Annotated in this window: 1 protein-coding gene; it reads right to left on the bottom strand. The window is 47.9% G+C overall.

What is annotated here, in order from left to right; all coding sequences use genetic code 11:
- Positions 1–952 (bottom strand): DASS family sodium-coupled anion symporter (locus R7Q48_RS25315; RefSeq protein WP_318132900.1); only part of this gene is annotated, 952 nt, incomplete at both ends.

Raw genomic sequence — 952 nt, 5'->3', positions numbered from 1 at the left:
GGAAAACGCTGGTGCCTGTCGCTTTTAGAACGTTACTCAAGCAGATACCGCCGCCGAACAGGATCAGAACCCCCCAGTCTGTTGTCTTTTCAATGTCCTTCCATTCGACTGCTCGAGATGCGCCTAGCAGCAAGATGGCACCAATCGCAACCAAGGTGTCGAATTTTGCAAAACCGCCAAGCATGGTGTTGATCGGCTTGCTGAAAATCCACAAAGTGACGGTAAGTAAGAAGATTGCCAGTGTGACCATTTTGCCGTTCGTCCACTCAACAGGTTTGTGGTCAAGTTCAAACTTGTGGCTCAAATCTGGCTTGGTCATGGTGTACAGAACCAAAATCGCAATTGGCATCAAAATCAAAGAGATTGGCAGACCTAGCTTCATCCATTCCGTGAAGTTCAAACCTACTTCGGCCGCAGCAATCGCGTTTGGTGGGCTACCAACTAGCGTAGCGATACCACCGATAGAGGCGCTGTAAGCAATACCGAGAAGAACGAACAAGAATGTGTTGTGGTTTTTCTTCGCGTCCAGTTTCGTCATGCCGCCTAATACCAAAGCACGCATCCTTGCGGCTGTTGCTGTGTTGGAACTCCACATTGAAAGACCTGCGCTCACACCGAACAGCATAAATACCGCGACAGACATTCGACCACGAGCAATCAGCAACACTTTGTCAGCAAGTGCTTGGTCAAGTTTCTGCTTGTGCAACGCAGCGGCGAGAGCAAAGCCACCCAAGAACAAGAAGATGATTGAGTTCGAGAAGTTATTCAGTGCTGTTTGGGTGTTAAACACGCCCAAGAAGACGGCAAGCATCGGGATCAGCAAAGCAGTAATGCTGACGTGAATCGCTTCTGTTAACCAAAGAATCGCAACAAACACTAAGATGCTGATGCCGGTTACGACTTGTGGTTCAAAGGGTAGGGTATTAAACAAGATAATGAACAATAGGATATT

Source organism: Vibrio sp. 378 (assembly GCF_033339435.1).
The sequence above is the reverse complement of the archived record's forward strand: the minus strand, read 5'-3'. Positions and strand labels throughout refer to the sequence as shown.